The sequence below is a fragment of the Vibrio astriarenae genome, assembly GCF_010587385.1.
Lineage (GTDB): Bacteria > Pseudomonadota > Gammaproteobacteria > Enterobacterales > Vibrionaceae > Vibrio > Vibrio astriarenae.
On sequence record NZ_CP047475.1, the window covers coordinates 1,535,170 to 1,559,948 of the forward strand.

Annotated in this window: 23 protein-coding genes and 1 pseudogene; 18 read left to right on the forward strand and 6 right to left on the reverse strand. The window is 44.6% G+C overall.

Features of this window, described 5'->3' with window-relative positions:
• Positions 1 to 22: 22 nt before the first annotated feature.
• Both GT360_RS07330 and GT360_RS07335 read right to left on the reverse strand, forming a co-directional pair.
• Positions 23 to 1,204, reverse strand: a complete 1,182-nt coding sequence (locus GT360_RS07330) for an FIST signal transduction protein (RefSeq protein WP_164648237.1) — start codon at positions 1,202 to 1,204, stop codon at positions 23 to 25.
• An 81-nt stretch (positions 1,205 to 1,285) separates the two neighbouring features.
• Entirely contained in the window at positions 1,286 to 1,654 is a 369-nt protein-coding gene (locus tag GT360_RS07335; protein WP_164646938.1) for a hypothetical protein, read from the reverse strand.
• Between the two features lie 393 nt (positions 1,655 to 2,047).
• Here GT360_RS07335 and ccoN point away from each other — a divergent pair, with 393 nt between their 5' ends.
• The 11 genes from ccoN to ttcA all read left to right on the forward strand — a co-directional run bounded on the left by ccoN (position 2,048) and on the right by ttcA (position 12,300).
• Positions 2,048 to 3,475, forward strand: coding sequence for a cytochrome-c oxidase, cbb3-type subunit I (ccoN, locus tag GT360_RS07340; RefSeq protein WP_164648238.1), 1,428 nt, complete (start codon positions 2,048 to 2,050; stop codon positions 3,473 to 3,475).
• A 12-nt stretch (positions 3,476 to 3,487) separates the two neighbouring features.
• A complete protein-coding gene (gene ccoO / locus GT360_RS07345) occupies positions 3,488 to 4,108 on the forward strand; it encodes a cytochrome-c oxidase, cbb3-type subunit II (RefSeq protein ID WP_164648239.1) in 621 nt (206 codons plus the stop codon).
• A gap of 8 nt (positions 4,109 to 4,116) precedes the next feature.
• Positions 4,117 to 4,308, forward strand: coding sequence for a cbb3-type cytochrome oxidase subunit 3 (locus GT360_RS07350; protein WP_164648240.1), 192 nt, complete (start codon positions 4,117 to 4,119; stop codon positions 4,306 to 4,308).
• Positions 4,308 to 5,285 (forward strand): cytochrome-c oxidase, cbb3-type subunit III, encoded by a 978-nt coding sequence (gene ccoP, locus GT360_RS07355; RefSeq protein ID WP_164648241.1) that lies wholly within the window; start codon positions 4,308 to 4,310, stop codon positions 5,283 to 5,285. The genes GT360_RS07350 and ccoP overlap by 1 nt, the downstream gene beginning before the upstream one ends.
• Before the next feature lie 91 nt (positions 5,286 to 5,376).
• Positions 5,377 to 5,856 (forward strand): FixH family protein, encoded by a 480-nt coding sequence (locus tag GT360_RS07360; RefSeq protein WP_164648242.1) that lies wholly within the window; start codon positions 5,377 to 5,379, stop codon positions 5,854 to 5,856.
• A 26-nt stretch (positions 5,857 to 5,882) separates the two neighbouring features.
• Positions 5,883 to 8,255, forward strand: a complete 2,373-nt coding sequence (locus GT360_RS07365; protein WP_164648243.1) for a heavy metal translocating P-type ATPase — start codon at positions 5,883 to 5,885, stop codon at positions 8,253 to 8,255.
• A gap of 38 nt (positions 8,256 to 8,293) precedes the next feature.
• Complete coding sequence (gene ccoS, locus GT360_RS07370; RefSeq protein ID WP_164648244.1) at positions 8,294 to 8,485, forward strand: cbb3-type cytochrome oxidase assembly protein CcoS; 192 nt, start codon at positions 8,294 to 8,296, stop codon at positions 8,483 to 8,485.
• Positions 8,482 to 9,168 (forward strand): sulfite exporter TauE/SafE family protein, encoded by a 687-nt coding sequence (locus GT360_RS07375; protein WP_164648245.1) that lies wholly within the window; start codon positions 8,482 to 8,484, stop codon positions 9,166 to 9,168. The genes ccoS and GT360_RS07375 overlap by 4 nt, the downstream gene beginning before the upstream one ends.
• An 81-nt stretch (positions 9,169 to 9,249) precedes the next feature.
• Positions 9,250 to 9,996, forward strand: a complete 747-nt coding sequence (locus GT360_RS07380) for an FNR family transcription factor (protein ID WP_164648246.1) — start codon at positions 9,250 to 9,252, stop codon at positions 9,994 to 9,996.
• 269 nt (positions 9,997 to 10,265) lie between these two features.
• Positions 10,266 to 11,207: a universal stress protein UspE gene (gene uspE, locus GT360_RS07385; protein ID WP_164648247.1), complete on the forward strand. Its 942-nt coding sequence runs from the start codon at positions 10,266 to 10,268 to the stop codon at positions 11,205 to 11,207.
• Positions 11,208 to 11,367: 160 nt separating this feature from the next.
• Complete coding sequence (ttcA, locus tag GT360_RS07390; protein ID WP_164648248.1) at positions 11,368 to 12,300, forward strand: tRNA 2-thiocytidine(32) synthetase TtcA; 933 nt, start codon at positions 11,368 to 11,370, stop codon at positions 12,298 to 12,300.
• Positions 12,301 to 12,373: 73 nt separating this feature from the next.
• Here the strand turns inward: ttcA and GT360_RS07395 are convergent, their stop codons facing one another.
• From GT360_RS07395 to GT360_RS07405, 3 genes are read right to left on the reverse strand one after another with little or no spacing between them, the layout of a single operon-like run.
• Positions 12,374 to 13,045 (reverse strand): DUF2987 domain-containing protein, encoded by a 672-nt coding sequence (locus GT360_RS07395; RefSeq protein ID WP_164648249.1) that lies wholly within the window; start codon positions 13,043 to 13,045, stop codon positions 12,374 to 12,376.
• A gap of 11 nt (positions 13,046 to 13,056) precedes the next feature.
• The gene (locus tag GT360_RS07400; RefSeq protein ID WP_164648250.1) at positions 13,057 to 13,893 is read right to left on the reverse strand and encodes a glucosaminidase domain-containing protein; all 837 of its coding nucleotides are present in this window, start codon (positions 13,891 to 13,893) and stop codon (positions 13,057 to 13,059) included.
• Positions 13,886 to 14,737 carry a DUF2189 domain-containing protein gene (locus GT360_RS07405; protein WP_164648251.1) on the reverse strand — a complete coding sequence of 284 codons (852 nt, stop codon included), beginning with the start codon at positions 14,735 to 14,737 and terminating at the stop codon, positions 13,886 to 13,888. The genes GT360_RS07400 and GT360_RS07405 overlap by 8 nt, the downstream gene beginning before the upstream one ends.
• Before the next feature lie 474 nt (positions 14,738 to 15,211).
• Between GT360_RS07405 and potA the strand changes: the two genes are divergently transcribed.
• The 5 genes and pseudogenes from potA to GT360_RS07430 all read left to right on the forward strand — a co-directional run.
• Positions 15,212 to 16,348, forward strand: a complete 1,137-nt coding sequence (potA, locus tag GT360_RS07410; RefSeq protein WP_164648252.1) for a spermidine/putrescine ABC transporter ATP-binding protein PotA — start codon at positions 15,212 to 15,214, stop codon at positions 16,346 to 16,348.
• A complete protein-coding gene (potB, locus tag GT360_RS07415; protein ID WP_164648253.1) occupies positions 16,332 to 17,189 on the forward strand; it encodes a spermidine/putrescine ABC transporter permease PotB in 858 nt (285 codons plus the stop codon). The genes potA and potB overlap by 17 nt, the downstream gene beginning before the upstream one ends.
• Positions 17,189 to 17,959: a spermidine/putrescine ABC transporter permease PotC gene (gene potC, locus GT360_RS07420; protein WP_164648254.1), complete on the forward strand. Its 771-nt coding sequence runs from the start codon at positions 17,189 to 17,191 to the stop codon at positions 17,957 to 17,959. The genes potB and potC overlap by 1 nt, the downstream gene beginning before the upstream one ends.
• Positions 17,960 to 18,056: 97 nt before the next feature.
• A complete protein-coding gene (locus GT360_RS07425; RefSeq protein WP_164648255.1) occupies positions 18,057 to 19,088 on the forward strand; it encodes an extracellular solute-binding protein in 1,032 nt (343 codons plus the stop codon).
• 214 nt (positions 19,089 to 19,302) lie between these two features.
• Positions 19,303 to 20,277 (forward strand): annotated as a pseudogene (locus GT360_RS07430) (extracellular solute-binding protein); the annotation flags it as partial.
• 322 nt (positions 20,278 to 20,599) lie between these two features.
• Here the strand turns inward: GT360_RS07430 and cobB are convergent.
• Positions 20,600 to 21,331, reverse strand: a complete 732-nt coding sequence (gene cobB / locus GT360_RS07435) for a Sir2 family NAD+-dependent deacetylase (RefSeq protein WP_164648257.1) — start codon at positions 21,329 to 21,331, stop codon at positions 20,600 to 20,602.
• A 208-nt stretch (positions 21,332 to 21,539) separates the two neighbouring features.
• Between cobB and GT360_RS07440 the strand changes: the two genes are divergently transcribed.
• Together GT360_RS07440 and GT360_RS07445 are read left to right on the forward strand one after the other, a co-directional pair.
• A complete protein-coding gene (locus GT360_RS07440; protein WP_239502607.1) occupies positions 21,540 to 23,897 on the forward strand; it encodes an ATP-binding protein in 2,358 nt (785 codons plus the stop codon).
• Positions 23,898 to 23,899: 2 nt separating this feature from the next.
• Positions 23,900 to 24,772, forward strand: coding sequence for a mechanosensitive ion channel family protein (locus GT360_RS07445; protein WP_164648258.1), 873 nt, complete (start codon positions 23,900 to 23,902; stop codon positions 24,770 to 24,772).
• Positions 24,773 to 24,779 lie beyond the last annotated feature (7 nt).

Genomic DNA, 24,779 nt, shown 5'->3' on the forward strand with positions numbered 1-24,779 from the left:
GCGAGTCCTTTCTACATAAAATCTAATGATGAAAAACAGCTGAGGTTACCATCAAGTTGGCGTGTGCAATCTCGCCTCCAATGAACCTTCCCTGCTCACCAAACGTGAATGGCGACAGAAATGGTGTGTCACCAATAGCCTGGACAATGTGTTCTTGTAGCTCATAAATATCATCTTTGAGAAAGAGCATAGGGCCAGCACAAATGACTAAAAGCGCACCTAGTGGCTTAAATTCCTGAGGTTTACCGAGTGACGCGTCTCGCAGCACTCTTGCTGGTCTCTCTATCATTTCTTGCCTATTACCATCCATTAGTGTGACAACGTCACCTTCTTCTACGTTAGTAAACAAGCGGATAGCGCCTTTGTTATCACTGACTCTTATTGGATGTGATAGTTTGAAGTAACTATGGTTGAACACTTGCCCTACTTTTCTACCTAGTGAATACTGGGTCACTAAGTCAAACTCAAAGTGAACGGGTACATCAACATTTGCATGACTCGCTATCCACTGGCGATAGACTTCTTGAGCTGGCTTCCCATCAATTTCCTGTAGGTCTCTACCAGAAGCCTTGGTGACTTCTCCTGAATACTGAGTTTCAGTATAGCCCGCACTAAAAGAGTGTGTGCATTTGGTATCACTATAGACCAGCATCATTACAATACCGGACTCAGTGGAGATTGATTCATTGAATATGGACCACCTTTCATCAACCTGATGGTCTGAAGCGCTGCCGCCGACAATTGGAACTGGTGAATGGAAGTAGTCGTCAATTGCACGCACGACCCCCTCTTCGATTCCTGGTGTTGGGTGGCACAGTATGAATGAAGGCAGCTCCCCGATACGTTCTATTTCTATGAGGGCAGTTTCAATCGCATTCTTTGTTACTAGAGAAACATTCTCATTTTGCTGTACACGAGCAATAGCGGTACCAAACACCGATTTTGAATCGTAGATCGCCATTACTCCGACGACTTGACCGAAATGCAGTCCTTTTTCACTCGCAACGCCGGTGCAAGTCGAACATGCAATTAATGGAGTCTCTGGGAATAACCGAGTGACTTCTGCCTGTAGGCGAGTTGACTCGTAGTCTTCTGTGTAATAGCAGATAAGGCAGGAAGGTTTTGTTTTGGGTAGCTGCGCAGCTACCTCCTGAATGGCAGCATTTGGGTCAGCTAGATGACTTATACTCGTAACAAACTTCATTAGGTACTGCCGCTTCCATAGCAGCTTATTCCAAAATTGAGATTATATTCACTATAGTAATCAGATATTAAATGTATTTCATTAGTTTAAATCAATGGTTAGCTGTATATCTTGTGCCAACTCTCTGTTTTTGAGAATGATGCTAATACTGCTGTTCCCTACCTTATCGACGTTTATCGCGATTCGCTCGTCCTTTCTTTCTACTATCAATGAGGATGAAACTATCCACTCTATCGGGATATCTTGCATCACGAGCTGCGTATTGTCTTTGCTAAGTTGGACATTTGTTAATGATTCATGAATGTCGCACAGACTATCTATGTTACAACTCACAGTGGTATGGCGAGGTGCTGTATATTCGAACGTTCTCCACCAAAAGGCAGTGACGAGCAAGGCCATCATAATCAAAATTTGAGCGATTCGCCCTTTAGTTAGCTTTTCTGCTGCCATTGCTTTATTTACCCCATGTAACAAACTTCAAAGTTTTGAAATAAATGATCTATTCCTGACCAACGTTAAGGTTACTACTCTGTCATTGAAATGTTAATTGCAGTATAGTTGGCAACGAAAATATCACTTTTATAAAAATCATCAGGGAAGATGGTCAAAGTCACACTTTAAGGCTCGCTTCCCTCAAATGATTTTGGTGGTATTACGACGTAAGTCGTGTTGGAAGTAAAGTGTAGTTTATACCGAAAACAGTCAGTTGAAGTTCACTCTCTTACTAAGATCGCTAATAGCAATGATGATGTAATCAAAATGTGTCGTTCATCGCTCTCAGCAATACTATTCAGAGACAAAGGACCGATCTCACTTGGTATATTTGAAATTGGAAGCATGTAAATGAGCCAAGAAAAGCAGCTTGAACAAAACTACAACTATACGGTCGTTCGTCAGTTCACCCTAGTCACAGTACTTTGGGGCATTGTCGGTATGGCTGTTGGTGTTTTGATTGCCGCTCAATTAGTTTGGCCACAGCTAAACTTTGATACGCCGTGGTTGACGTACAGTCGTTTACGTCCATTGCATACTAATGCGGTAATTTTTGCGTTTGGTACTAGTGCATTGTTCGCGACTTCGTATTATGTCGTTCAACGTACTTGTCAAACTCGTCTATTTGGTGGCCCACTGGTCCCATTCACCTTTTGGGGATGGCAGGCAATCATTCTAGCAGCAGCAATATCGTTACCTTTGGGTTACACCTCGGGTAAAGAGTATGCTGAGCTGGAGTGGCCTATCGATATTGCTATCACACTCGTGTGGGTAGCTTACGCCATCGTATTCTTTGGCACTCTTGTCAAACGTAAAACCTCGCATATTTACGTAGCAAACTGGTTCTTTGGGGCATTTATCCTCACTGTTGCCGTTCTGCATATTGTAAACAGCATGGCAATACCCGTCTCTTATGGTAAGTCATACTCAATCTACTCTGGCGCTGTCGATGCGATGGTTCAGTGGTGGTACGGGCATAATGCCGTAGGTTTCCTACTAACAGCAGGCTTTCTGGGTATGATGTACTACTTTGTACCTAAGCAAGCAGAGCGTCCAATTTACTCTTACCGTCTCTCGATTGTTCACTTCTGGGCATTGGTATCGCTGTACATTTGGGCTGGTCCGCACCACCTGCACTACACTGCTCTACCTGATTGGACTCAATCTTTAGGTATGGTGATGTCACTTGTGCTCTTCGCCCCGTCTTGGGGTGGCATGATCAACGGTATTATGACACTTTCTGGTGCGTGGCATAAACTTCGCTATGACCCTATCCTGCGCTTCTTGATTGTCTCTCTGTCATTCTATGGTATGTCAACATTTGAAGGTCCGATGATGTCGATTAAGACGGTCAACGCGCTTTCTCACTACACAGACTGGACTGTCGGTCACGTACACTCAGGTGCCCTAGGCTGGGTAGCGATGGTTTCCATTGGCTCTGTTTACCACCTTATCCCAAGACTATTTGGTCAAGAGCGTATGTACTCAGTTAGCCTAATCAACACTCACTTCTGGTTAGCAACGATTGGTACCGTACTTTACATCGTGGCTATGTGGATTTCTGGCGTGATGCAAGGTTTGATGTGGCGTGCAGTTAACTCTGACGGTACGTTGACCTATAGCTTCGTTGAGTCTGTTCAAGCCTCCTATCCGTTCTACACAGTACGTTTCATTGGTGGCTTTATCTTCCTAGCGGGCATGTTCTTGATGGCGTACAACGTCTACAAAACGGTTGTCGCTCCGCAAGGCAGCCTTAAAGCTCAACCTCAGCCGGCATAAGGAGATCGTAGAATGAGTTCTAATTCTAACAATCGCCACGAGATCGTGGAGAAAAACGTCGGCTTGATGGCAATTTTGATTATTTTTGCAATCAGTTTGGGAGCACTCGTAGAAATCACACCTTTGATTTTCCAAAAGCAGACGACAGAGCCTGTAGATAATCTGCGTGCTTATACTGCATTAGAAATGGAAGGCCGTGATATCTATATTCGAGAGGGTTGTAACGTATGTCACTCTCAAATGATTCGCCCTTTCCGTTCAGAGACAGAACGCTATGGCCACTACTCTGTCGCTGGCGAGCATGTATGGGAACACCCATTCTTATGGGGTTCAAAACGTACTGGCCCGGATCTAGCTCGTGTCGGTGGGCGCTATTCCGATGAATGGCACCGTGTACACCTTCTAGACCCGCGTGAGTTGGTACCTGAATCAAACATGCCAGCGTTTCCATGGTTAGCTGAAAATGTGTTAGACGGTAAGTTGACTAAAAAGAAACTTGAAATCTTTAAGAATCAATTTGGCGTACCTTACACTGACGAGCAAATTGCAAACGCTCAAAGTGATGTACAAGGTAAAACCGAGATGGATGCCATCATCGCTTACCTTCAGTCACTTGGCCACGCGATGAAATAGGAGGCATCATGGATATTGGTACTATTCACAGTATTTGGACCATCGTGCTTTTCGTTAGCTTTATCGGCGTCGTTTGGTGGGCATACGGAAAGAGTCGTCGTTCTCGTTTTGAGGAAGCGGCAAACCTCGTGTTTGACGATGAGCCACAAAAGCAAGAGCATGCGACCACCGACACACAAGAGCAAGGAGTGAAGAAATAATGACTACTTTTTGGAGTTTATGGATCATTATCATCACTATCGGCACGCTTGTCGGCTGTGCGGTGATCTTGTTTTGGTGTCAAAAAGACAAAATGGGTGTTGAAGATGGCGCAGACATGGGGCATGAGTACGACGGTATTCGTGAGTTAAACAACCCTCTTCCTAAATGGTGGTTTTACCTGTTTGTCAGCACATTCATCTTTGCCGCTGTCTATCTCGCGTTGTATCCGGGTTTAGGGAACTTCAAAGGTTTACTAGGTTGGCAGAGTTCAGACCAAACGGTTAAATCTATTGAAGAATCTCGAGCCTCCATTGCTCGTGCGCAGGCAAACAAGCAGCTCGTTCAATATGCGAAAGAGCTCGATGATGCTGATAGCTATTTCGGTGAGAAGTTTAGTCAACTTGCTAACCTACCCGATGGCTCAGGCCTTAAACCTCTTGAGCAAATTGCAATGGATAGCGAAGCGCTCAAAGCCGGACAAGGTCTGTTCTTACAGAACTGCTCGCAATGTCACGGCTCTGATGCCCGCGGCCAAAAAGGCTTCCCTAACCTGACTGATAATGCTTGGTTGTATGGTGGAGAGCCTCAAGCAATTGTGACAACGGTAATGGAAGGTCGTATAGGCCAGATGCCTGGCTGGAAAGACGTGTTGGGTGAAGACGGAGTGCGAGAAGTCGTTTCTTACACTCTGAGCCTATCGGGTCGTTCTGTTAATGCCAAAGAAGCGGAAGCGGGTAAAGCGCGCTTTGTGGTATGTGCAGCTTGCCATGGTACAGATGGTAAAGGTAACCCTGCAGTGGGCGCACCTGATCTCACTGACCAGATATGGCTATTTGGTGGCTCTCGCGCAGAGGTGACAGAGACGGTTATGAATGGTCGCTCCGGTGTGATGCCAGCATGGAAGGACATTCTGGGCGAGGAAAAAGTTCAACTTGTTTCAGCGTATGTATGGAGCTTAACGAATAGCGAACAATAAATCGTAACAAACCTATAACAGCCTCTATCTAAGAGGCTGTTATTTCTTTAAATTTATTCCCACACTTTCATTTCTTTCTGAGAACATTTTTATGGAAAAGCCTTGGTATAAGCAGTTCTGGCCGTGGTTCCTTATCATCCTCCCTGGCACTGTCGTTGTATGGACAATCATCACCGTTATTATCTTCTCACAAAACTCCGTTGATCTAGTGACAGAGGATTACTACAAAAAAGGAAAAGGTATCAATATTGACCTCTCAAAGGTGAATAAAGCCAAAGAACTTGGTCTTAGTGCACTGATTGATCAGAAAGAGCAGCAGATGGTGTTGACACTCAAGCAGGGTTCACTGAGTCACTTCCCTGCACTCAAAGTGATGTATGCCCACCGTACACTTCCTGACCAAGATTTTGAAATGCTAGTCACTGCAGATGCTCAAGGTATTTATCGATTTACGCCCGAAGCCGATATTTCAGGTCCATGGTTTGTCGAAGTGACCCCGCATGATGAAGCATGGTTGATTCAAGGACGAGTCTCTTTCCCTCTTGAACAAGCCATTCCTTTAGCCAATTAAGTTAACCTATTTAGCGAAGAGCGTTTATGTGTAAATCGTGTTACCACTGCGGTGAAGTTGTACCAGACAACACGAATTTCAGTGTAGAAATCCTCGGAGATATACGCACAATGTGCTGCCTTGGTTGCGAAACTGTGGCACAAACAATTGTTGATAGCGATCTTGTCTCCTACTACCAGTTTCGTACCGCCCCTGCTGAAAAAGTAGATCTGGTTCCAGAGCAACTTAAAAACCTGATTCACTACGACAACAAAGAGGTTCAATCTGAGTTTGTTCGGCAAACAGATAATGCATCCGAGGTGACATTGTCACTTGAGGGAGTGTCCTGCGCGGCTTGTGCTTGGCTTATTGAAAAGCAAGTTGCTGCGCACAAGGGTGTCTTATTAATCAACGTCAATACAACCACATTACGCGCTTCGCTTACTTGGGATGATGATGTAACTAAGTTGAGTGAAGTGCTCGGCATTATCCATCAATTGGGTTACAAAGCGGCCCCTTTTGAAGCAGATAAGCATGAAGCGGCCTATCACCGCTCAATGAAGCAATACTTGTATCGGTTGGGCATTGCCGGTCTTGCCACCATGCAAGTCATGATGCTTGCGGTTGCACTCTATCTAGAGGTGTTTGGTGACTTAGAAGAGGAGTTCAAACACTTCTTCCGTTGGGTTAGCTTAATATTCGCAACACCAGTGTTACTCTATTCCGCACTACCTTTCTATCTCAATGCTTGGCGCAGCCTCAAAACCATGACCTTGGGCATGGATGTTCCTGTTTCCTTGGCTTTGATATTTGCCTATGTAGCGAGTGTTGTCGCCACTGTCCAAGAGAAAGGTGAAGTCTTCTTTGAATCCATTTCCATGTTCACTTTCTTTTTGCTGGTTGGCCGTTTTTTGGAAATGCGCGCTCGTCGCAAAGCAGCTGCCGCTAGTGGTAATTTGCTCAAACTGATTCCAGCAATTGCCCATACATTAGACGGTGAGCAGGTCCCGGTTAAAACACTAAAACCTGGTGATAGGGTTCGAGTTTTACCGGGTGAGCATATTCCAGCTGACGGTAAGGTTGTCAGTCAATCCCCTATTTTCATTGATGAATCCATGTTGACCGGTGAATCTTTGCAGGTGAGGAAGTCTCACAGCGATATTGCCTACGCCGGTACGCTTAATGGGGATGAAGCCTTTGAGCTTGAAGTTACTGCTGATAAAAACAACTCCGTGATTAATAACATCGTGAGGCTTCAAGATTCAGCTGAGCTGTCTAAGCCTCGAATTGCAGAAATAGCCGATGTTGTGGCGCGATATTTCGTGGGAGCAATTCTGATTATATCTGCTTGTACTTGGGCATATTGGCATCAAACCAAGCCAGATGATGCATTTTGGATCATGCTATCTGTACTTGTTGCTACTTGCCCTTGTGCGTTATCACTTGCGACGCCAACCGCCCTAACCTGTGCAACTTCTCGACTTGGTAGCTTAGGCATTTTACTTCGAAAAAACCACGTCTTCGAAACCTTGTGTAAAGTGAACCATCTTGTTGTCGACAAAACGGGTACACTGACGGAAGGGAATATTGTCATTAGTGAAATAGAAGTACAGGCAGGGTTTGAAGAACAACACTGTATTGATCTCGCCATAACGCTCGAGTCGCATGCAAATCATCCGATTGCCAATGCATTCAAACGGTTGAATGGTTCTTCCCTTACGGCAACCAGCATCGAGAACAAAATTGGGTTGGGTATTGAAGGTGCTGTCGAGGGACAAAGTGCCAAAATTGGCAGTGCTCGATATATTGGTATGAGTGACCAACAAAACACCAAGTCAAATGCGATTTACCTATCTGTAGACGATGTTCACGCCGCCACTTTTTATTATCAAGACCCCATTAGAAAAGAGAGTCACGATTTTATTCAACACTTTGTTGATTCTGGCGCGAAAGTGACTTTGCTTACCGGTGATACCAAACAAAACGCCGCACCGGTAGCTGAGCAAGTCGGAATATCTAATGTGATTGCGTCTGTATCACCAGAGGAAAAGTTGGCCTTCCTAGAGTCGGTCAAAGATCACGACGTAACTATGATGATTGGCGATGGCATTAACGATGCTCCAACGCTCGCAGGTGCGCATTTGTCCGTCGCCATGGGTGGAGGTACTGACGTTGCGAAGGCTTCCGCAGATCTAGTACTTTTAGGTGATAGACTAGACCGGATCTTAAAAGCAAAAGAACATGCAATAAAAACACGTAAAATTATCCGTGAGAATCTTGCCTGGTCTTTGGGTTACAATCTTGTGATTCTTCCGCTTGCCGTCGCCGGTTTAGTCGCACCCTATATAGCTGTGCTGGGAATGTCAGCTAGCTCAGTTATCGTGGTGACAAACTCACTTCGATTGCTTAAAAATACATAGTTAAAAACACTTAAGTTGAAAACGCATAGGTCAAAAGCATGGAAAGCATTTATATCCTTATTCCAATCGCAATTCTGCTGGTGGCTGTCGCAGTCGGCGTATTCTTGTGGGCTGTGCGCAGCGATCAGTTTGAAGACTTGGAACGTCAGGGCCATAACATACTGTTCGATGATGACAAATCTTTAGGTAAAGAGACGGATAAAACGACAACCAAGGACAGCATTCAATGAACTTAGATCTCATTGGTGCCTTTACGGTTGGTTTAGTTGGCTCTGCTCATTGCATCGGTATGTGCGGTGGTATCGCTTCGCTAGTGGCGATTGATCCATCCTCATCACTCACAACGAAGACAAAGCTTGGAAATACGCTCGGCTATAATCTCGGTAGACTCTTAAGTTACGCTCTTTTGGGAGCGTTACTTGGGGGGGCTCTAGCGACCGTAGTAGAACTCGCTCAAATCAGTCAATTACTCATTGGGTTACGCTTATTGGCTGCCCTGTTAATGATCTTACTTGGTCTTTATATTGGGCAGTGGTGGTTTGGTGTCCTTAAATTAGAATCGCTGGGAAAAGGGATTTGGCGTTATATTTCACCAATCGCAAAGAAACTGTTGCCAGTTAGCCACCCTTTAAAAGCTATTCCTCTCGGTTTCTTGTGGGGTTGGCTGCCGTGTGGTTTAGTCTATTCGATGCTATCTTGGTCAATTGTTTCTGGAGGTGCAGTTGAAGGCGCTGTAATCATGCTCACTTTTGGCGTAGGAACACTACCCTCTATGCTGGCTTTTGGTGTTGGTGCGACTGCGGTTAACAGAATAAAAACGTCAAGACTGTTTAGAACAACCGCAGGTATTGTGCTGATTGGTTATGGCATTTTTACCGCCATACATGCTCTATCAATGTTTGTAGCTCATTGATGTGATGATTGTTTTTTTACTACCCCTAAGTGGCATATAATGGTAAAATATTGATGTATATCAAATTGTGAAGCGGTTGTTATGATTTCGGAAAAGCCTTCTACAAAACGTATTCAGTCTGGTGGCTGTGCCATTCATTGTCAGGACTGTAGTATTAGCCAGCTATGTATTCCTTTTACTCTTAATGAGTCTGAGCTTGATCAACTCGATGAAATCATCGAGCGTAAAAAGCCAATTCAAAAAGGCCAAGAGTTATTTAAAGCTGGTGATGAATTAAAGTCTCTGTACGCGATACGTTCAGGAACAATCAAAAGCTACACCATTACAGAGCAAGGGGATGAGCAGATTACCGCTTTCCACTTAGCTGGAGATCTCGTTGGTTTTGACGCAATCACTGGTGACATGCATCCTAGTTTCGCACAGGCGCTTGAAACATCTATGGTGTGTGAAATCCCTTATGAGATTCTTGATGATCTATCTGGAAAGATGCCAAAGCTACGCCAACAAATCATGCGTTTGATGAGTAATGAAATCAAAGGCGATCAAGAAATGATTCTGTTGCTGTCGAAGAAAAATGCCGAAGAACGTCTTGCTGCGTTTTTGTATAACTTGTCCACACGCTTCTCTCAACGTGGCTTTAGTCCAAGAGAGTTCCGTTTGACGATGACTCGCGGTGATATTGGCAACTACCTTGGCCTAACCGTTGAGACGATCAGCCGTCTGTTGGGTAGATTCCAAAAGTCAGACATTTTAAGTGTCAAGGGTAAATACATCACCATCATTGATCACGATGCGTTGATGGATTTGGCTGGCGTAAGTAAAAAATAAGCCCGTCGTTCAGCAGCCCGTTTTCAAGTACACTCAATAATGCCCCAATCTGATTGGGGCATTATTGTATTTAGCACACTCACCTTTTATTTCCTCTCTTACAAAGCTCACTTGTTATTGTTTAGCAACAAGTTTTCCCTAGAATACAGCTCTTTTAGTCCCAATAATGAGCTGAATCATAATTCTTTACTCAACTCACCAGTTTTTGTAAACCTTCTCCAATGCTTAGGCTACATTAGAGATAAGTCCTATGAGAACAGGTACTGATTATGAGTATTTACAGTAACATTTTAGTCGTTGCCGATATTAATCATGAAGAGCAACCCGCCCTCGCTCGTGCAATGAAACTTGCATCAAAATGCACGACGAAAAGTAATGTCACCTTTTTCCTGTCTATTTATGACTTCTCTTACGATATGACCTCTATGCTGTCGCTTGATGAACGAGATGCAATGAGACGCGGAGTCATTCAACAGCGTGAAGAGTGGATGAGAAGAGTGGCAGAACCATACATTAACGATGATATTGTGTTCGAGGTTAAAGTGGTATGGCACAACCGACCTTATGAAGCGATCGTCGCAGAAGTCTTTGCTGGGGAACATGATATTGTTATCAAAGGGACTCGTAAGCATGACGTACTTGAGTCGGTACTATTCACCCCAACGGATTGGCACTTGTTGAGAAAATGCCCTAGCCCTGTATTGCTCGTCAAAAATTCCGATTGGCCAGAAGACGCGAATATTATGGCATCTGTGCACGTCGGGTCTGAATACGATACTCATTTAGACCTCAATGATAGAATGGTCGAACAGTTGCAAAGCCTCTCCGACAGACTTTCTGCTAACCCATACTTGGTTAACGCCTACCCTGTTACGCCAGCCAATATCACTATTGAGTTACCAGAATTCGACCCGAATACTTACACCGATGCGGTGAGAGGACATCATCTAACATCAATGAAGGCGCTTAGACAGAAGCATGGCATCGATGAAGAGCAAACCATTGTCGAACAAGGTTTACCTGAAGACATTATTCCTGATGTTGCCAAGCGTCTCAATGCGGCGATGGTTATCTTGGGTACCACAGGTCGCACAGGTTTATCTGCGGTGTTTATCGGCAATACCGCAGAGCATGTCATCGATAAAATAGACTGCGACGTGTTGGCGCTTAAACCTAACGGGTTTATCAGTCCATTAGAACCAAACGGCTAATCTTATACAATACACTTTAGTCATATAGCGAGTCAGAGGGTGATTAATCTGGCTCGCTTTTCTTTACTTGTCGCGAGCAAAATTATCAGTATCATACGCAGTTCATTTTTACTTGTGAGCGCTGCTAGATATAAGCAGCCAAACTGAGCGAACTGTCTTTATGAACGAGCAAACCTCTGAGCTAACCAAAGCACAGCAATACAACTTTAATAAGTTACAGAAGCGAATCCGTCGCAATACCGGTCAAGCCATTGCTGACTTCAATATGATCGAAGACGGTGATCGTATCATGGTGTGTCTATCAGGCGGTAAAGACAGCTTTACTATGTTAGACATTCTGATGAGTCTACAAAAAAGCGCGCCAGTTTCGTTCTCACTCGTTGCAGTCAATCTTGACCAAAAACAGCCAGGCTTTCCAAGTCATATCTTACCTGAGTACCTTGAGAGCTTAGGTGTCGAATACAAAATCGTAGAAGAAGACACGTATGCTATCGTTCAAGATAAAATCCCAGAGGGTAAGACAACTTGTTCACTGTGCTCACGTCTGCGTCGTGGTATTTTGTACCGCACTGCTAAAGAGTTAGGTGCGACAAAGATTGCTCTAGGCCACCACCGTGATGATATTCTCGAAACGCTATTCTTGAATATGTTCCATGGTGGAAAGATGAAAGGTATGCCGCCGAAGTTGGTATCAGATAACGGCGAACACGTGGTTATTCGTCCACTTGCCTACTGCCGCGAGAAAGATATTATCAAGTACGCTGATATGCGTGAGTACCCTATTATTCCGTGTAACCTCTGCGGCTCTCAGCCAAACCTTCAGCGCCAGAACATCAAACAGATGCTTAACGAATGGGACAAGCGCTTCCCTGGTCGTATCGAGTCTATGTATAGAGCAATGCAAAATGTCGTGCCTAGCCATCTCGCTGATTTTGAATTGTTCGACTTCAAATCAGTCGATAAAGATTCAGGCGTGATTAATGGTGGTGATATTGGCTTTGACAAAGAAACGCTTCCAGAGAGCCCTATTACTCCAGATGTTGAAGTTCAAGAGTTTGACCCTAGTCTTCAGTTAAATGTAACGAACATCTAACTATCTTACCAAGAAAACAGGCACTTCAAATGAAGTGCCTGTTTTTTTAATGCTTGTTTTACTTTGGCATGACTTAATCCGCACTCGGTATATAGGGCATCACGCGCAAAGTCTCCGTTGGTAGAACTAAATATTGGTCTTGGGCGAGCTCTCGCAAATCAACACTCACGCGATGATCAACAATGGATAGCGTCGTGCCGTCACTGATCTTCACTTCGCCCATTGGCTGAGCGAACTCAAGGGTTACGCCCTCTAAATCTGGTGTAAACCACCGAGCAAACATCCCCCCCAACTTACCAAGCAGTGACTGCATGTCTTCCTTTAAATTAGCCAAATGTTGATAGTCAACCTGCTGCTTTAGCGGCTTTTGGCTCATTACAACCATCGAAAAGTCACACTGTGTAATCTGGTCAATATGAACGAACACTAGCGGATTTGCTTGGCGAAGGTGGCTATCGAGTGGCAATTGTAGCTCGCCATTGGGCGCACTGCCGAGAGCTTCGTACTTTTCCTCTTTCTCCATCCAAGCTTTATCAATTTGACACGGCAAACCACTTTTTGACTCAACAAAAAAAATGCCTAGGCGCGCTGATTCATGGCCGTCTTCAGCATTGTGTTTTAACTGCGTGTATAGCTTAGAGTAGGTAAAGCGATACTCCTGTTGGTAGGCATGTGCAGGGCTAATTAATGCCCCACAGATAGCAATAGCACATGTACGACTTATCCATGTCCTTAATAAATTCATTTCGCTTCCTATTACTGGTTAAGGTCTGATTGCTGCCAAAACGTGCTGTTGTGACGAATCATGGCTCTAATATCATCAACGTAGTATTGGCCACGTTCAGAGTATCGAATCAAACCACCAGCCAGTTCAATGGCGCTCTCAGGACTCAAAATATCATCACCTTGAGCACGTAGTTTGGTGCGAAGTCGGCGCAACTCTACATAGGCAGGGTTGCGATTAACGTTCATAAAGTATCTGTGTGTCGATTCCGACGCATCAGAGAACTTGGCAACTTCATGGGTCATTCCTGGCGGGCGTTTGTTTGGGACTAAGCCACAGCCTTCACTGTAACACCACTGACCAAAATAGTTACTTGCCTCTGTAGCGAAGCGTGAAGTGCCCCAAGCACTTTCATTGGCAGCTTGTGTTAAGACTAGTGCTTCAGGTAAAAAGTCCACTCGCTGCTGCATAACCTCAAACCAGCGCTCTGTGCTCTCTCCTTCTGCAGGAAAAGATAGGTTATATGCTTGTCCCAAATCAGTAAGGGCTTGACGCTCTTTAGCTGATAAAGAAGACTGGTTTTTCAGCGATACAATGAGCGAGCGCTCTTCTGAAATACGCTGGTTTTCTAGCTCAATACCCGGCCTGAGGTAATCGAAAAACGCCTTTTTCTTGGTCGGTATATCGCTAATTTCTGCAAAATTGGGTTTAGACGTTGGCAGCACAGGCTGTTTTGATGCCTTTGCTTTTTTCTTTTTCTCAAACTCTTCCGTCTCAACGATAACTTGAGTGTTATGTTGGTAACTTGTACAGCTCACAACCGCTACAGTGGCAGCACCTAGAATCGCGGCTAGCTCTTTTTTAAGCATTGAAAATCTTACCATTGCTGTCATTTGAGTTGTCATTGTCTTGATCGGTTGAATCCGACGAATCGTCATCAGAATTGTCATCCGATGACTTATCTTGTGTCGCAATGACCTTTAAGCGAATGCCAAACATTTCGCGATAGATGATCGCTTTAACATGAAAGAACAGCGGCAATACGAAGATAAGGCCAACACCATAAAGCATCGCACCAACGACAAAAAGGCACATCATTGTGATATAGATGGCAGCGAGCGGCAGGATTTTTTTGTTTACCGCTCTTAAAGAGAGCCATAGCGAGCTCATTGGTGGGACACGTTTTTCACAGATCAACAGTGTTGAATTGGTAAACGCTAGCGATAAATATAATGAAACAAATGGAAGTAACATACCTGCGATGCCCTGTAGCAACAAACCAGCCAGCGTCGCTAGAATAACAGGGACCGTGAACTGTAAGCCTTTTGCTATGTGGGCAGTTTTAGTCTGCAAGCCAGACGCATGGCTCATTGCCATCAAACTGACACCAGCAAAAAACGGAGCACTGATCACTTCGTAGCTAAAGTTAGCCATAAAGATTGCTTGTACAACACTTGCGTCAACGGATTCTGGATCGGTGACCATATCGAGGATAACGGAGAGGTCACCAACTTGGAGTTTCAAAGCGATGTAAAAGATAGCGAGCTGTGCCACCAAAAGCAGCAAAATCGCAGGTGTAAAGCGCATGAAGTGCTTGGTCGTTAGGCTCATTGCTTCACGTAGCACCTCACCCGTTCTCAAGCTGTAATCACCCGATAACGCTCTCTCTACATTACCACCAACGTTAAATTCTCGTTCAAAATCTTTTGTCATCGTACTTCCAGGCCCGAGTGGGCTAAAAATTCTAAGATAAGCTGCTGATTATACCCGTCTAACACGATTATGCAGCAAACTATTCAATGGATAGACCATTACCTATTGTTTTACTTTGTTAAACGCCGAGTATCGCCGCTTGCTGAGCAACAAGTGGCACTTGTGCATCAGAAGCGTTGTTGATCATTATTGTTTCTTCCTGACCTTATTTTTCCAAATAGCAAAATAAAACCTTTTATCAGTAAGCTACCGTTCTAACTTTCTAATTATAGTCACACATTTTCCGGTAACTCACCTATGCTTTTACTTGGGCGAACGCGTGAATAATCCGCATTTAGAAAAGTATTGAATAATTTTCTTATAAATCACTTTGCAAAAATTAGAACCAGCTATATGATTCGCGCCGAAAAATGTTATTGATTGTTAGTAGCATGTAAACCTTGGTTGTAAGCCAAGATTGTTCTTCTTTTTCAGTTGCATGGAGACCGACAGACTTTGAACAACAAAGCAATCCCTCAGGCCCCCCTCATCACGATTCGTGGGTTAGGCAAAAGTTTTGACGGAAAATCGATCATTAATCAATTCGACCTCGACGTAAACCACGGCGAATTCCTTACCATTTTGGGCCCTTCTGGTTGCGGCAAAACCACCATTCTTAGACTGATAGCTGGCTTTGAAGACGCGGACATTGGAAGTTTAGTTCTGGATGGCTCAGATATTACCAAGGTACCCGCTGAGAAAAGGCCAGTGAATACCGTTTTCCAAAGCTATGCACTCTTCCCGCATATGACGGTTTTTGACAATGTTGCATTTGGTTTGAAAATGCAGGGAGTGCCAGCATCAGAGATTGAACCAAGAGTCATCAATGCTTTAAAAATGGTACGTCTGGAAGATATGGCGCAGCGTAAACCACATCAACTTTCCGGTGGACAGCAGCAACGTATTGCCATTGCGCGAGCGGTGGTGAATAAACCGAAAGTACTGTTACTCGATGAATCTCTATCAGCGTTGGATTACAAACTGCGTAAGCAGATGCAAATAGAGTTGAAGCAGCTTCAACGCCAATTGGGTATCACGTTCATTTTTGTCACGCACGACCAAGAAGAAGCGCTATCGATGTCGGATCGAATTATCGTGATGCGTAATGGTGTGATTGAGCAAGACGGTTCTCCGAGAGAGATTTATGAAGAGCCAAGTAACCTCTTCGTTGCACGCTTTATCGGTGAAATTAATGTATTTGAGGCCAAAGTCCTCGAGCGAGTTGACGACAAACGTATAAGTGCTGAGATCCAAGGCGTTCCTAGTACGATTTTCTTTGATAAAGAAATTGTGGTTGGTGAGACACTACAAGTGCTGCTTCGTCCTGAGGATTTGAGACTAGAAGAGATAAAAGAGTCAGTCGATAAAGGAATTACGGGTTATGTGGTTGAGCGAACGTACAAAGGTATGACGTTAGATTCGGTTGTCGAACTGGAATCCGGTCAACGCGTCATGGTTAGTGAATTCTTCAATGAAGATGATCCCGATGTTGATCACTCTTTGGGGCAAAAAGTCGCCGTTACTTGGGTTGAAAGCTGGGAAGTGGTATTGAGAGATGACGAGCAGGTTTAATCTACAAAATTCAATCATTCTAGTGATCGTCGGTTGGTTATCGATTTTCGTATTAGTGCCGAACGTGATGATCATTGGTACGAGTTTTCTTACGCGCCATGAATCCGATCTTATTGAGTTTACCTTCACGCTAGATAACTACATTCGATTAGCCGACCCGCTCTATGCGAAGGTCTTACTGCATTCGTTCTACATGGCAATCGTTGCTACCGTTATCTGCTTATTGATTGGTTACCCATTTGCCTATGTTGTCGCCACCATGCCTGAACGCTGGCGTCCAATTATGCTGTTTTTGGTGATTGTGCCTTTTTGGACCAACTCTCTGATCAGAACGTACGGCTTAAAAATAGTATTAGGTACACAAGGGATTTTGAACAAAACCCTTTTGTATTTGGACGTTATCGATAAGCCGATGAGGATAATGTATACCGAAAGTGCCGTTATGATTGGTCTGGTCTACATCTTGTTGCCATTTATGATTCTTCCTCTCTACTCGTCTATCGAGAAGCTGGATAACACCTATATTGAGGCCGCAAAGGATCTCGGTGCAAACAAAGTTCAGACCTTTACCAAGGTGATTTTGCCTTTGACTATGCCTGGCATTATCGGTGGGTGTTTGTTGGTATTACTCCCTGCCCTAGGCATGTTCTACATTTCTGACTTGTTGGGTGGCGCGAAGAACTTACTGATCGGTAACGTAATTAAAAGCCAGGTGTTAAACGCACGCGACTGGCCATTTGGCGCTGCCACCAGCATTGCGTTAACACTCGCAATGGCCGTGATGCTATTTGCTTACTACCGAGCTGGGAAATGGCTCAACCGTAAGGGAGAACTCGAATAATGAAGTCGACTCTTCGTTTCTCTTTCATGAGCTTGGTTTATCTATTTTTGTACTTGCCGATCATCGTGCTGATTGCCAACTCCTTTAATGCGAATAAGTTTGGTATGAAATGGGGTGGTTTCACGACCAAGTGGTATGAAACCCTGATGAGCAACGATAGCTTGATTCAAGCAGCGTGGCATTCACTAAACATTGCCCTGTTTTCAGCAACCGCGGCGACGATTATAGGGAGCTTAACGGCTGTCGCTCTCTATCGTTATAACTTCAAAGGCAAGGGCGCGGTGAATGGGATGTTGTTTATTGTCATGATGTCACCAGATATCGTCATGGCCATTTCACTGCTCGCGTTGTTCTTAGTGATGGGGGCTCAACTTGGCTTTTTCACCCTGTTGATTGCGCATATCACTTTCTGTCTGCCGTTCGTCGTTGTGTCAGTTTACAGCCGGCTTAATGGCTTCGACATAAAGATGTTGGAGGCGGCTAAAGACTTGGGTGCCAGTGAGTGGACGATACTCAAACAGATTATTTTACCTCTCGCGAAACCTGCAGTGGCTGCTGGTTGGCTTTTGAGCTTCACACTCTCTTTGGATGACGTGATCATTAGTTCATTTGTTACTGGGCCTACGTACGAAATTTTGCCATTGAAAATTTACTCAATGGTTAAAGTGGGGATCTCACCGGAAGTGAACGCTTTAGCGACGTTAATGCTGGTGCTATCTCTATTCCTTGTTGTTCTTTCGCAGCTTATCGGCCGTCAAAAGATCAATTAGTAAAACGGGCGCTGTATGACCTGATGTCTTCAGTGCCTATTTGCAAAGCAGTCATGAGCTAACGGTTCGTGACTACGTTTAGTTTGGAGCTAACGTAATGAAAAAGTGGACTACTTTTTTAGCTGGTAGTGCATGTGCAGTATCACTACTTTCTCAACCAGTGTTTGCACAAGATAAAGAATTGGTATTTATGAACTGGGGGCCATACATCAATAGCTCTTTGCTGGAACAATTTACCAAAGAAACGGGCATCAAAGTGATCTATTCGACCTATGAGTCAAATGAAACGCTTTATGCCAAGCTAAAAACCCACAACCAAGGCTATGATCTGGTTGTACCTTCGACGTATTTTGTATCGAAAATGCGTGATGAGGGCATGCTGCAAAAAATTGATAAGTCTAAGCTGTCTAACTTTTCAAATCTTGACCCTAACTACTTGGATAAGCCTTACGACCCGAATAATGATTACTCTATTCCTCACGTCGTCGCCATTACGGGTTTAGCCGTTAATACGGATATGTATGACCCTGAAGAATTCCAGAGCTGGGCGGATCTTTGGAAGCCTGAGCTTGAGGGACAAGTGATGTTAATGGACGATACCCGCGAAGTGTTCCATATCGCATTGCGTAAACTCGGATACTCTGGTAACAGTATCGACGATACGCAAATTGATGAAGCTTATGCACAACTGCAACAGCTTATGCCTAATGTTTTAGTGTTTAATTCGGACAACCCAGGCGCTCCCTATATGTCTGGAGAAGTCGGTGTAGGCATGCTGTGGAATGGCTCAGCAGCGGCTGCACAAAACGAAGGATTGCCGATTGAACTTGTGTATCCAAAAGAAGGCGGTATTGGTTGGGTAGACAATCTCGCAATCAGCTCAGGGGCAAAGAATATTGAAGCAGCACATAAGATGATCGACTTCTTACTGCGCCCGGACATTGCCGAACAAATCACACGTGACACGGGCTATTTAACCGCAGTGAAGGCCTCAAACGATAAGTTTACACACCTTGAAGCGCTGTTCCCTTCACAAGAAGACCTCGACAATGTGGAATGGCAATCTGCTGTAGATGATAAAACTTCACGCTACGAAGAATACTTCCTGAAACTAAAAGCCGGTCAATAAACCAAGTCGTTTACTCCATAAGCCCTGCACTTGCAGGGCTTTTTGTTTACAAAGTTTTCACACACTCGATTTTTGGCTACAATTCAATTTGTATCTTCTATATCTCTGTTTATACGAAGTAATTCAACTAACACGACATGGAGTTGTAATGAATACACCCCGCCTAACTACGTTAGCTGCCATTACGAGTTGCTTACTAGCGCCAGCAACTTTGGCTTCTGATACTGAGCTCTACTTCTACAATTGGTCAGAGTATATACCCGCAGAAATACTCAATGACTTCACGAAAGAAACAGGCATCAAGGTTATTTATTCCACCTACGAAGCCAACGAGACCATGTATGCCAAACTCAAGACGCAAGGCAGTGGCTATGATTTGGTTGTTCCTTCGACTTATTTCGTTTCCAAGATGCGCAAAGAGAACATGCTACAGAAGATTGACAAGTCCAAGCTAACTCATTTCGATGGTCTGGATGAAAACTACCTGTATAAGTCTTTTGACCCCGAAAATGATTACTCTATTCCTTATATCTGGGGCGCAACAGGTATTGGTGTCAATACCGATATGATTGATAAATCTGAGCTTAGTCAATGGGCGGATTTGTGGGATGAAAAGTGGCAAGGTCAGCTGATGTTGATGGACGATTCTCGTGAAGTCTTCCATATTGCACTGACTAAGCTCGGCTATTCGCCAAATACGACGAATCCTGAAGAGATCGAAGCCGCTTATCAAGAACTGCGTCAGCTTGTGCCAAATGTATTGGTGTTCAATTCAGATTTTCCCGCCAACCCATATCTCGCTGGTGAAGTGTCATTAGGTATGCTTTGGAACGGTTCTGCGTATATGGCTCGTGAGGAAGGCGCGTCAATTGATATCGTTTGGCCAGAAAAAGGGGCAATTTTCTGGATGGATAGCCTATCTATTCCAGCGGGAGCAAAAAATGTCGATGCCGCTCATAAGATGATCGATTACTTGCTACGACCGGAAAACGCTGCAAAAATTGCCTTAGATATTGGATACCCAACGCCTGTAAAAGCGGCATTACCGCTCCTGCCAGAGTCATTCACCAGTGACGAAAACATCTTCCCACCACAAGCCATTATGGACAGTGGTAATTGGCAAGATGAAGTTGGAGAAGCGAGTGTTCTCTATGATGAGTACTTCCAAAAGCTAAAAGTCGGCAACTAAATCAAACGTAATAAGCCCATACATCGTCTTTTGTGTGGGCTTAATCCTTTCTAAATTCTGGTTCACTACCCTATTTTGCTTTTCTATAACATTTAAATGATAATAACTATCAATTGCGATTATGGGAGTTAACTATGGACCAACGTATCCAAATCGAATTGTCTGTCGAGAAACTCGTTGAGTTGTTTCAACAAGGTCACCTCTGTGCAGGGCAGCTAAGGTGTTTAACACCAGAGTCCAAGCAAGTGGTTTGGCGTTTGTGTTTAGAGATGTGTGGACACACTGCCTGCTTTGAGGCAGTGTCACCAACGGCGAAGAGCGATCAGGAAGCGATTGATAGCCCCCCCCTTAATAACTCAGCGACAATTTTAGGTACTTCAACGCTGGCTAAGCCATAGCGTTTTTCAGCGAACTCACTCTCAACAGCGCTAGGTTCTAAGTTGATTTCTACTGTGTGAGCGCCATGCATTTTTGCGTCATGCACAAAGCCCGCCGCGGGATAGACAACTCCAGAGGTACCAATCGATATAAATAGATCCGCTTCTTGAAGTAGAGAGTATATCTCTCCCATCTGTAGCGGCATCTCGCCAAACCACACAACGTGAGGCCTCAGTTGACTGGGTAGCTGACAGCAGTGGCAAGTATCCCCTACTTTGATGTCGTCTTGCATGTCTATAACCTGATTGCTAACCGGGCAACGGGCTTTTAACAGCTCGCCATGCATATGAATGACCCCCTGTGAACCACCTCGCTCATGCAGGTTATCGATATTTTGAGTGACGACCGTGACTTTGCCATTGAAGTGCTTTGTCAACTCTCCCAGCGCCGTATGCGCCGCATTCGGTTTTATACTTGGGCGCTTAAGTCCCGCTCGTCGCTTATTGTAGAATTCTTGCACCAACTCAGGATTTCGTTCATACCCTTCGGGCGTTGCGACTTCCTCGATACGATGATTCTCCCACAAGCCATCTTGTGCGCGAAATGTCTGGATCCCTGACTCTGCAGAAATGCCTGCACCGGTGAGAATTACAATATTATGGATTGATTTACTCATGATACATCCTTGTCAACCGTGTGGCTTTTAGCCTAACACTTGTTGTACGAAATGCTATATCCAGGTTATTAGACATTGGTCTAAACTGGCTTTGACTAACGCTCTCTATCTTAAATTGTCGGTTTGAGCACAAATTCTTGTCAGAGAAAGGGGCTTGTAAATATGTTTGCTAAACTCATTGATATCACAATGAAAATGGACGCAGACATTGAGACGTTATAGTTGGATACAACAGGGCTGGCTACTCCTACTGGTGATGATGCATCACAATGTTTTTGCATTAGGTCTCGAAGATAATCAAAGACCGACGCTTTCGCAAAACGTATCGGAGTTAGCAACCCAAGTAGACGCTTTTCCCGAAGCTCTGTTTATGGAGGCTTCAGACTACAGCCAGGCTAAACAGGTCCTGATAAAGACACTGCAACTTATCGATGTTGAAGCGAATCAATTTGACCAAACCTTACACTCTTATCGCGCCTATAAAGACGAAGAGAGTTGGCGTCAGGCGAGTCAGAGCTTTTTCAACTTACAGAGCCTCAATGCCAGCAAGCAGAAGCTGATTACGGTTGTACGCAGTGACGTCAAGGACGAACTCACAGGCTTTGGACCCGTTGGGGTTACCCAAGTCAAGGCCGAATTAAAGTTGATTCGGTTAAACGCTGAGTTCATGTTTTACTTTCAGCTAGCAAGCTTTAAGGCTTTTATCGGAGATTTGCTCATCTCCCCTGTCCCCGTTGTTTGGGTTGCGCTGAAAGTGCTCCTAGTTATATGGCTGCTCGGTTGGTGGCTAAAGAATCGTAAACGCTTCATAGCGAAATACCGCGAGCTATACCTAGACAACCAACCACACCCCCATATTGTCCATCGTACGATTTGGTATCTCACAAAAGCGGATAAATCGCTTGCTTGGCTAGTCGCGATTACCGCTTCACTTAGAATCATCGCCTCTCTTCCTAGCCTTCAACATCTCATTTTTCTAGAAATCTTTACTTGGTGGGTGCTCGGTGGGGCTATTGCCGTCAATTTGTTGCTTGAGGTGACCTATCGCTATAGTCGTCACACCACACCGGCTCTAAAAATCCTTAGACTGAGTACCATTCGTTACTATGTCTGGACCTTGATTATCGTCGGTGTCGTGCTGCAAATATCAACACGCACTCTTGGTAAAGGCACCATTTACCATTGGATTACCTATGTTTTTATCACGTGGCTTGGGTTGATCACCCTGGTCATTCTCAATCGGTGGCGAAAAGTGGTATTTGAGCGTATCGCTTCAATGAGTGGTAAACCGAACTTTATTGTGTGGGCAGAGAGCCAATCTACCCACTGGTTGATGCGCTTTCCTGCGACGTTACTGGCCATTCTCTGGCTAGTGATTCACCGATTTAAACATCAAGTTGTCTCATCATTATCGAACTATGCCGCGTTTAGCCAAGTTCTTGCTTACTTATTTCGAGTAGAAGTCGCCAAGCAGTCTGGCGATGTTTCGACCGACAGTAACTTTGCACGTCTTAAAGGCAAAGATGTTTTTGATTATGTACTTCCCGGAAATGAGGACAGCGAGCTCATAGACTATGGCAATGAGGAGCTCAAAAAGCTGGCTCAGTATTTATTGACAGACAAGCCCGCCTTTTGTGTGATTAGTGGCGAACGAGGGATAGGCTCAACCACAGTGCAAAAGCAATTGCTGCACAGAGTAAAGAATGCCTCCCCTTATTACATCAACTGCCCTTACGAAGGCTATATTCCCCTTTTAGATGATTTCGCTAACCAGTTGGGGCTCGCGCATCAAGATGGTGATCTTGAAACGCTTATCTATCGCCACCTTGTTCAACTTGATAAACCCGTTCTCGTCGTGCTCGATAACGCTCAGCGTCTTATTAAGCCCAAGGTCGGTGGCTTAGAGAGCCTCATTAAGCTGACGCAACTATTGCGAAGCACAGGCAATAAACATCGATTTCTTTTATCCATTGAAAAAGCGAGTTGGCGTTTTGTCGACAGAGCTCGAGGGGAACGTTTAATTTTTGATTGGGTGACCTTCCTGCCTCGGTGGAGTGAAAAGCAGATCCACTCGTTATTGGAAACCCGCGTCAATCAATCTGAAGCAGCAAGTGTTTCCTTTGAGGGTATTGTTGTACCCAAGCAGTGGGAACAAGACGACACAAGTGAAGAACAAAGAGCAAAGCAAGGTTTCTATCGGATCTTGTGGCATTACTCTGATGGGAATCCTACCGTTGCGCTGCGCTTTATGCGCTATTCGCTCCATAGAGATAAATCTAACGATGAAGTGGTGGTGCGCCTATTCAAAGCCCCAAGCTCTGAAGAACTAGAACAAATGCCTAAACCAATGCTGGCGGTATTGCGCTCGATTGTCCAACTGGAGGTCGCCTCGCCTGAAGAAGTGTCTGAATGCACACAGCTTAGCCTCGTTGAAGTGACTGGCGTTCTTCGTTTTTTCCAAAGTCGCGGACTGATAGAGTTTAATGAGCAACAAGCGCGGATTTCTGATCACTGGTTTAGGTACATAACGAATGTCCTCGACCGACAACATCTTTTGGTGAAGTAATTATGGTGCGAGTTTTAGGTCTACTTGTTTTTTTGGTGAGTTTTCTCGCATCGGCGAGCGAAGAGAATACGCTTACAGACATTGAGCAGTTTGCCTCTCTCATTCGTTGGAGCGGTGTCATGCTTTCTCTGCTTGTTATCGCGGCAACCTGGTTACTGCTCAAATTCATGAACTCAATCGTTGAGTCCATAGGCAGTCAGTTTGCGCAGTACCGAATGTTGCTGCAAAAAGTACAATCGTTTCTGCAGTTCTTTATCTATCTGACAGCAGCATTGGTTGTGTTCATGATCAGTTTTCGAATCAACGATCATATACTCGCCCTCATAGGCGGTACTCTCGCGGTTTCTGTGGGTTTTGCTCTTAAAGATCTTGCTGCCTCATTTATCGCCGGGCTCACGGTTATGATTGACCGACCGTTCCAAGTTGGTGACCGCGTCACTTTTGAGGGTAACTATGGCGATATTTTGGCGATTGGCCTGCGCTCCATACGTATGAGGACGTTAAGTGACGACATTATTACGATACCCAACAATAAGTTTTTGAATGAAGTCGTGGTTAGCGGTAACTATGGTGCACTTGATATGCAGGTCGTTATCCCCTTTTATATAGGACTGAACGAAGATATTGAACTCGCTCGAAACCTGATACAGGAAGCCGCTTCCTCAAGTCGCTACATTCACCTCCCTAAACCCGTGGTGGTGTTGGTCAAACAAACCATCACCGATAACTATCTGGCCATCACGCTCACCTGTAAAGCGTATGTGGTTGATACGGCCTACGAAAAGCTATTTGAAACCGATGTGACACTTAGAGTCATGAGTGAGTTTAAAAAAGCAGGCATTAATCCACCACAGATAGCGGTCTCTCATCGATAATATGCGT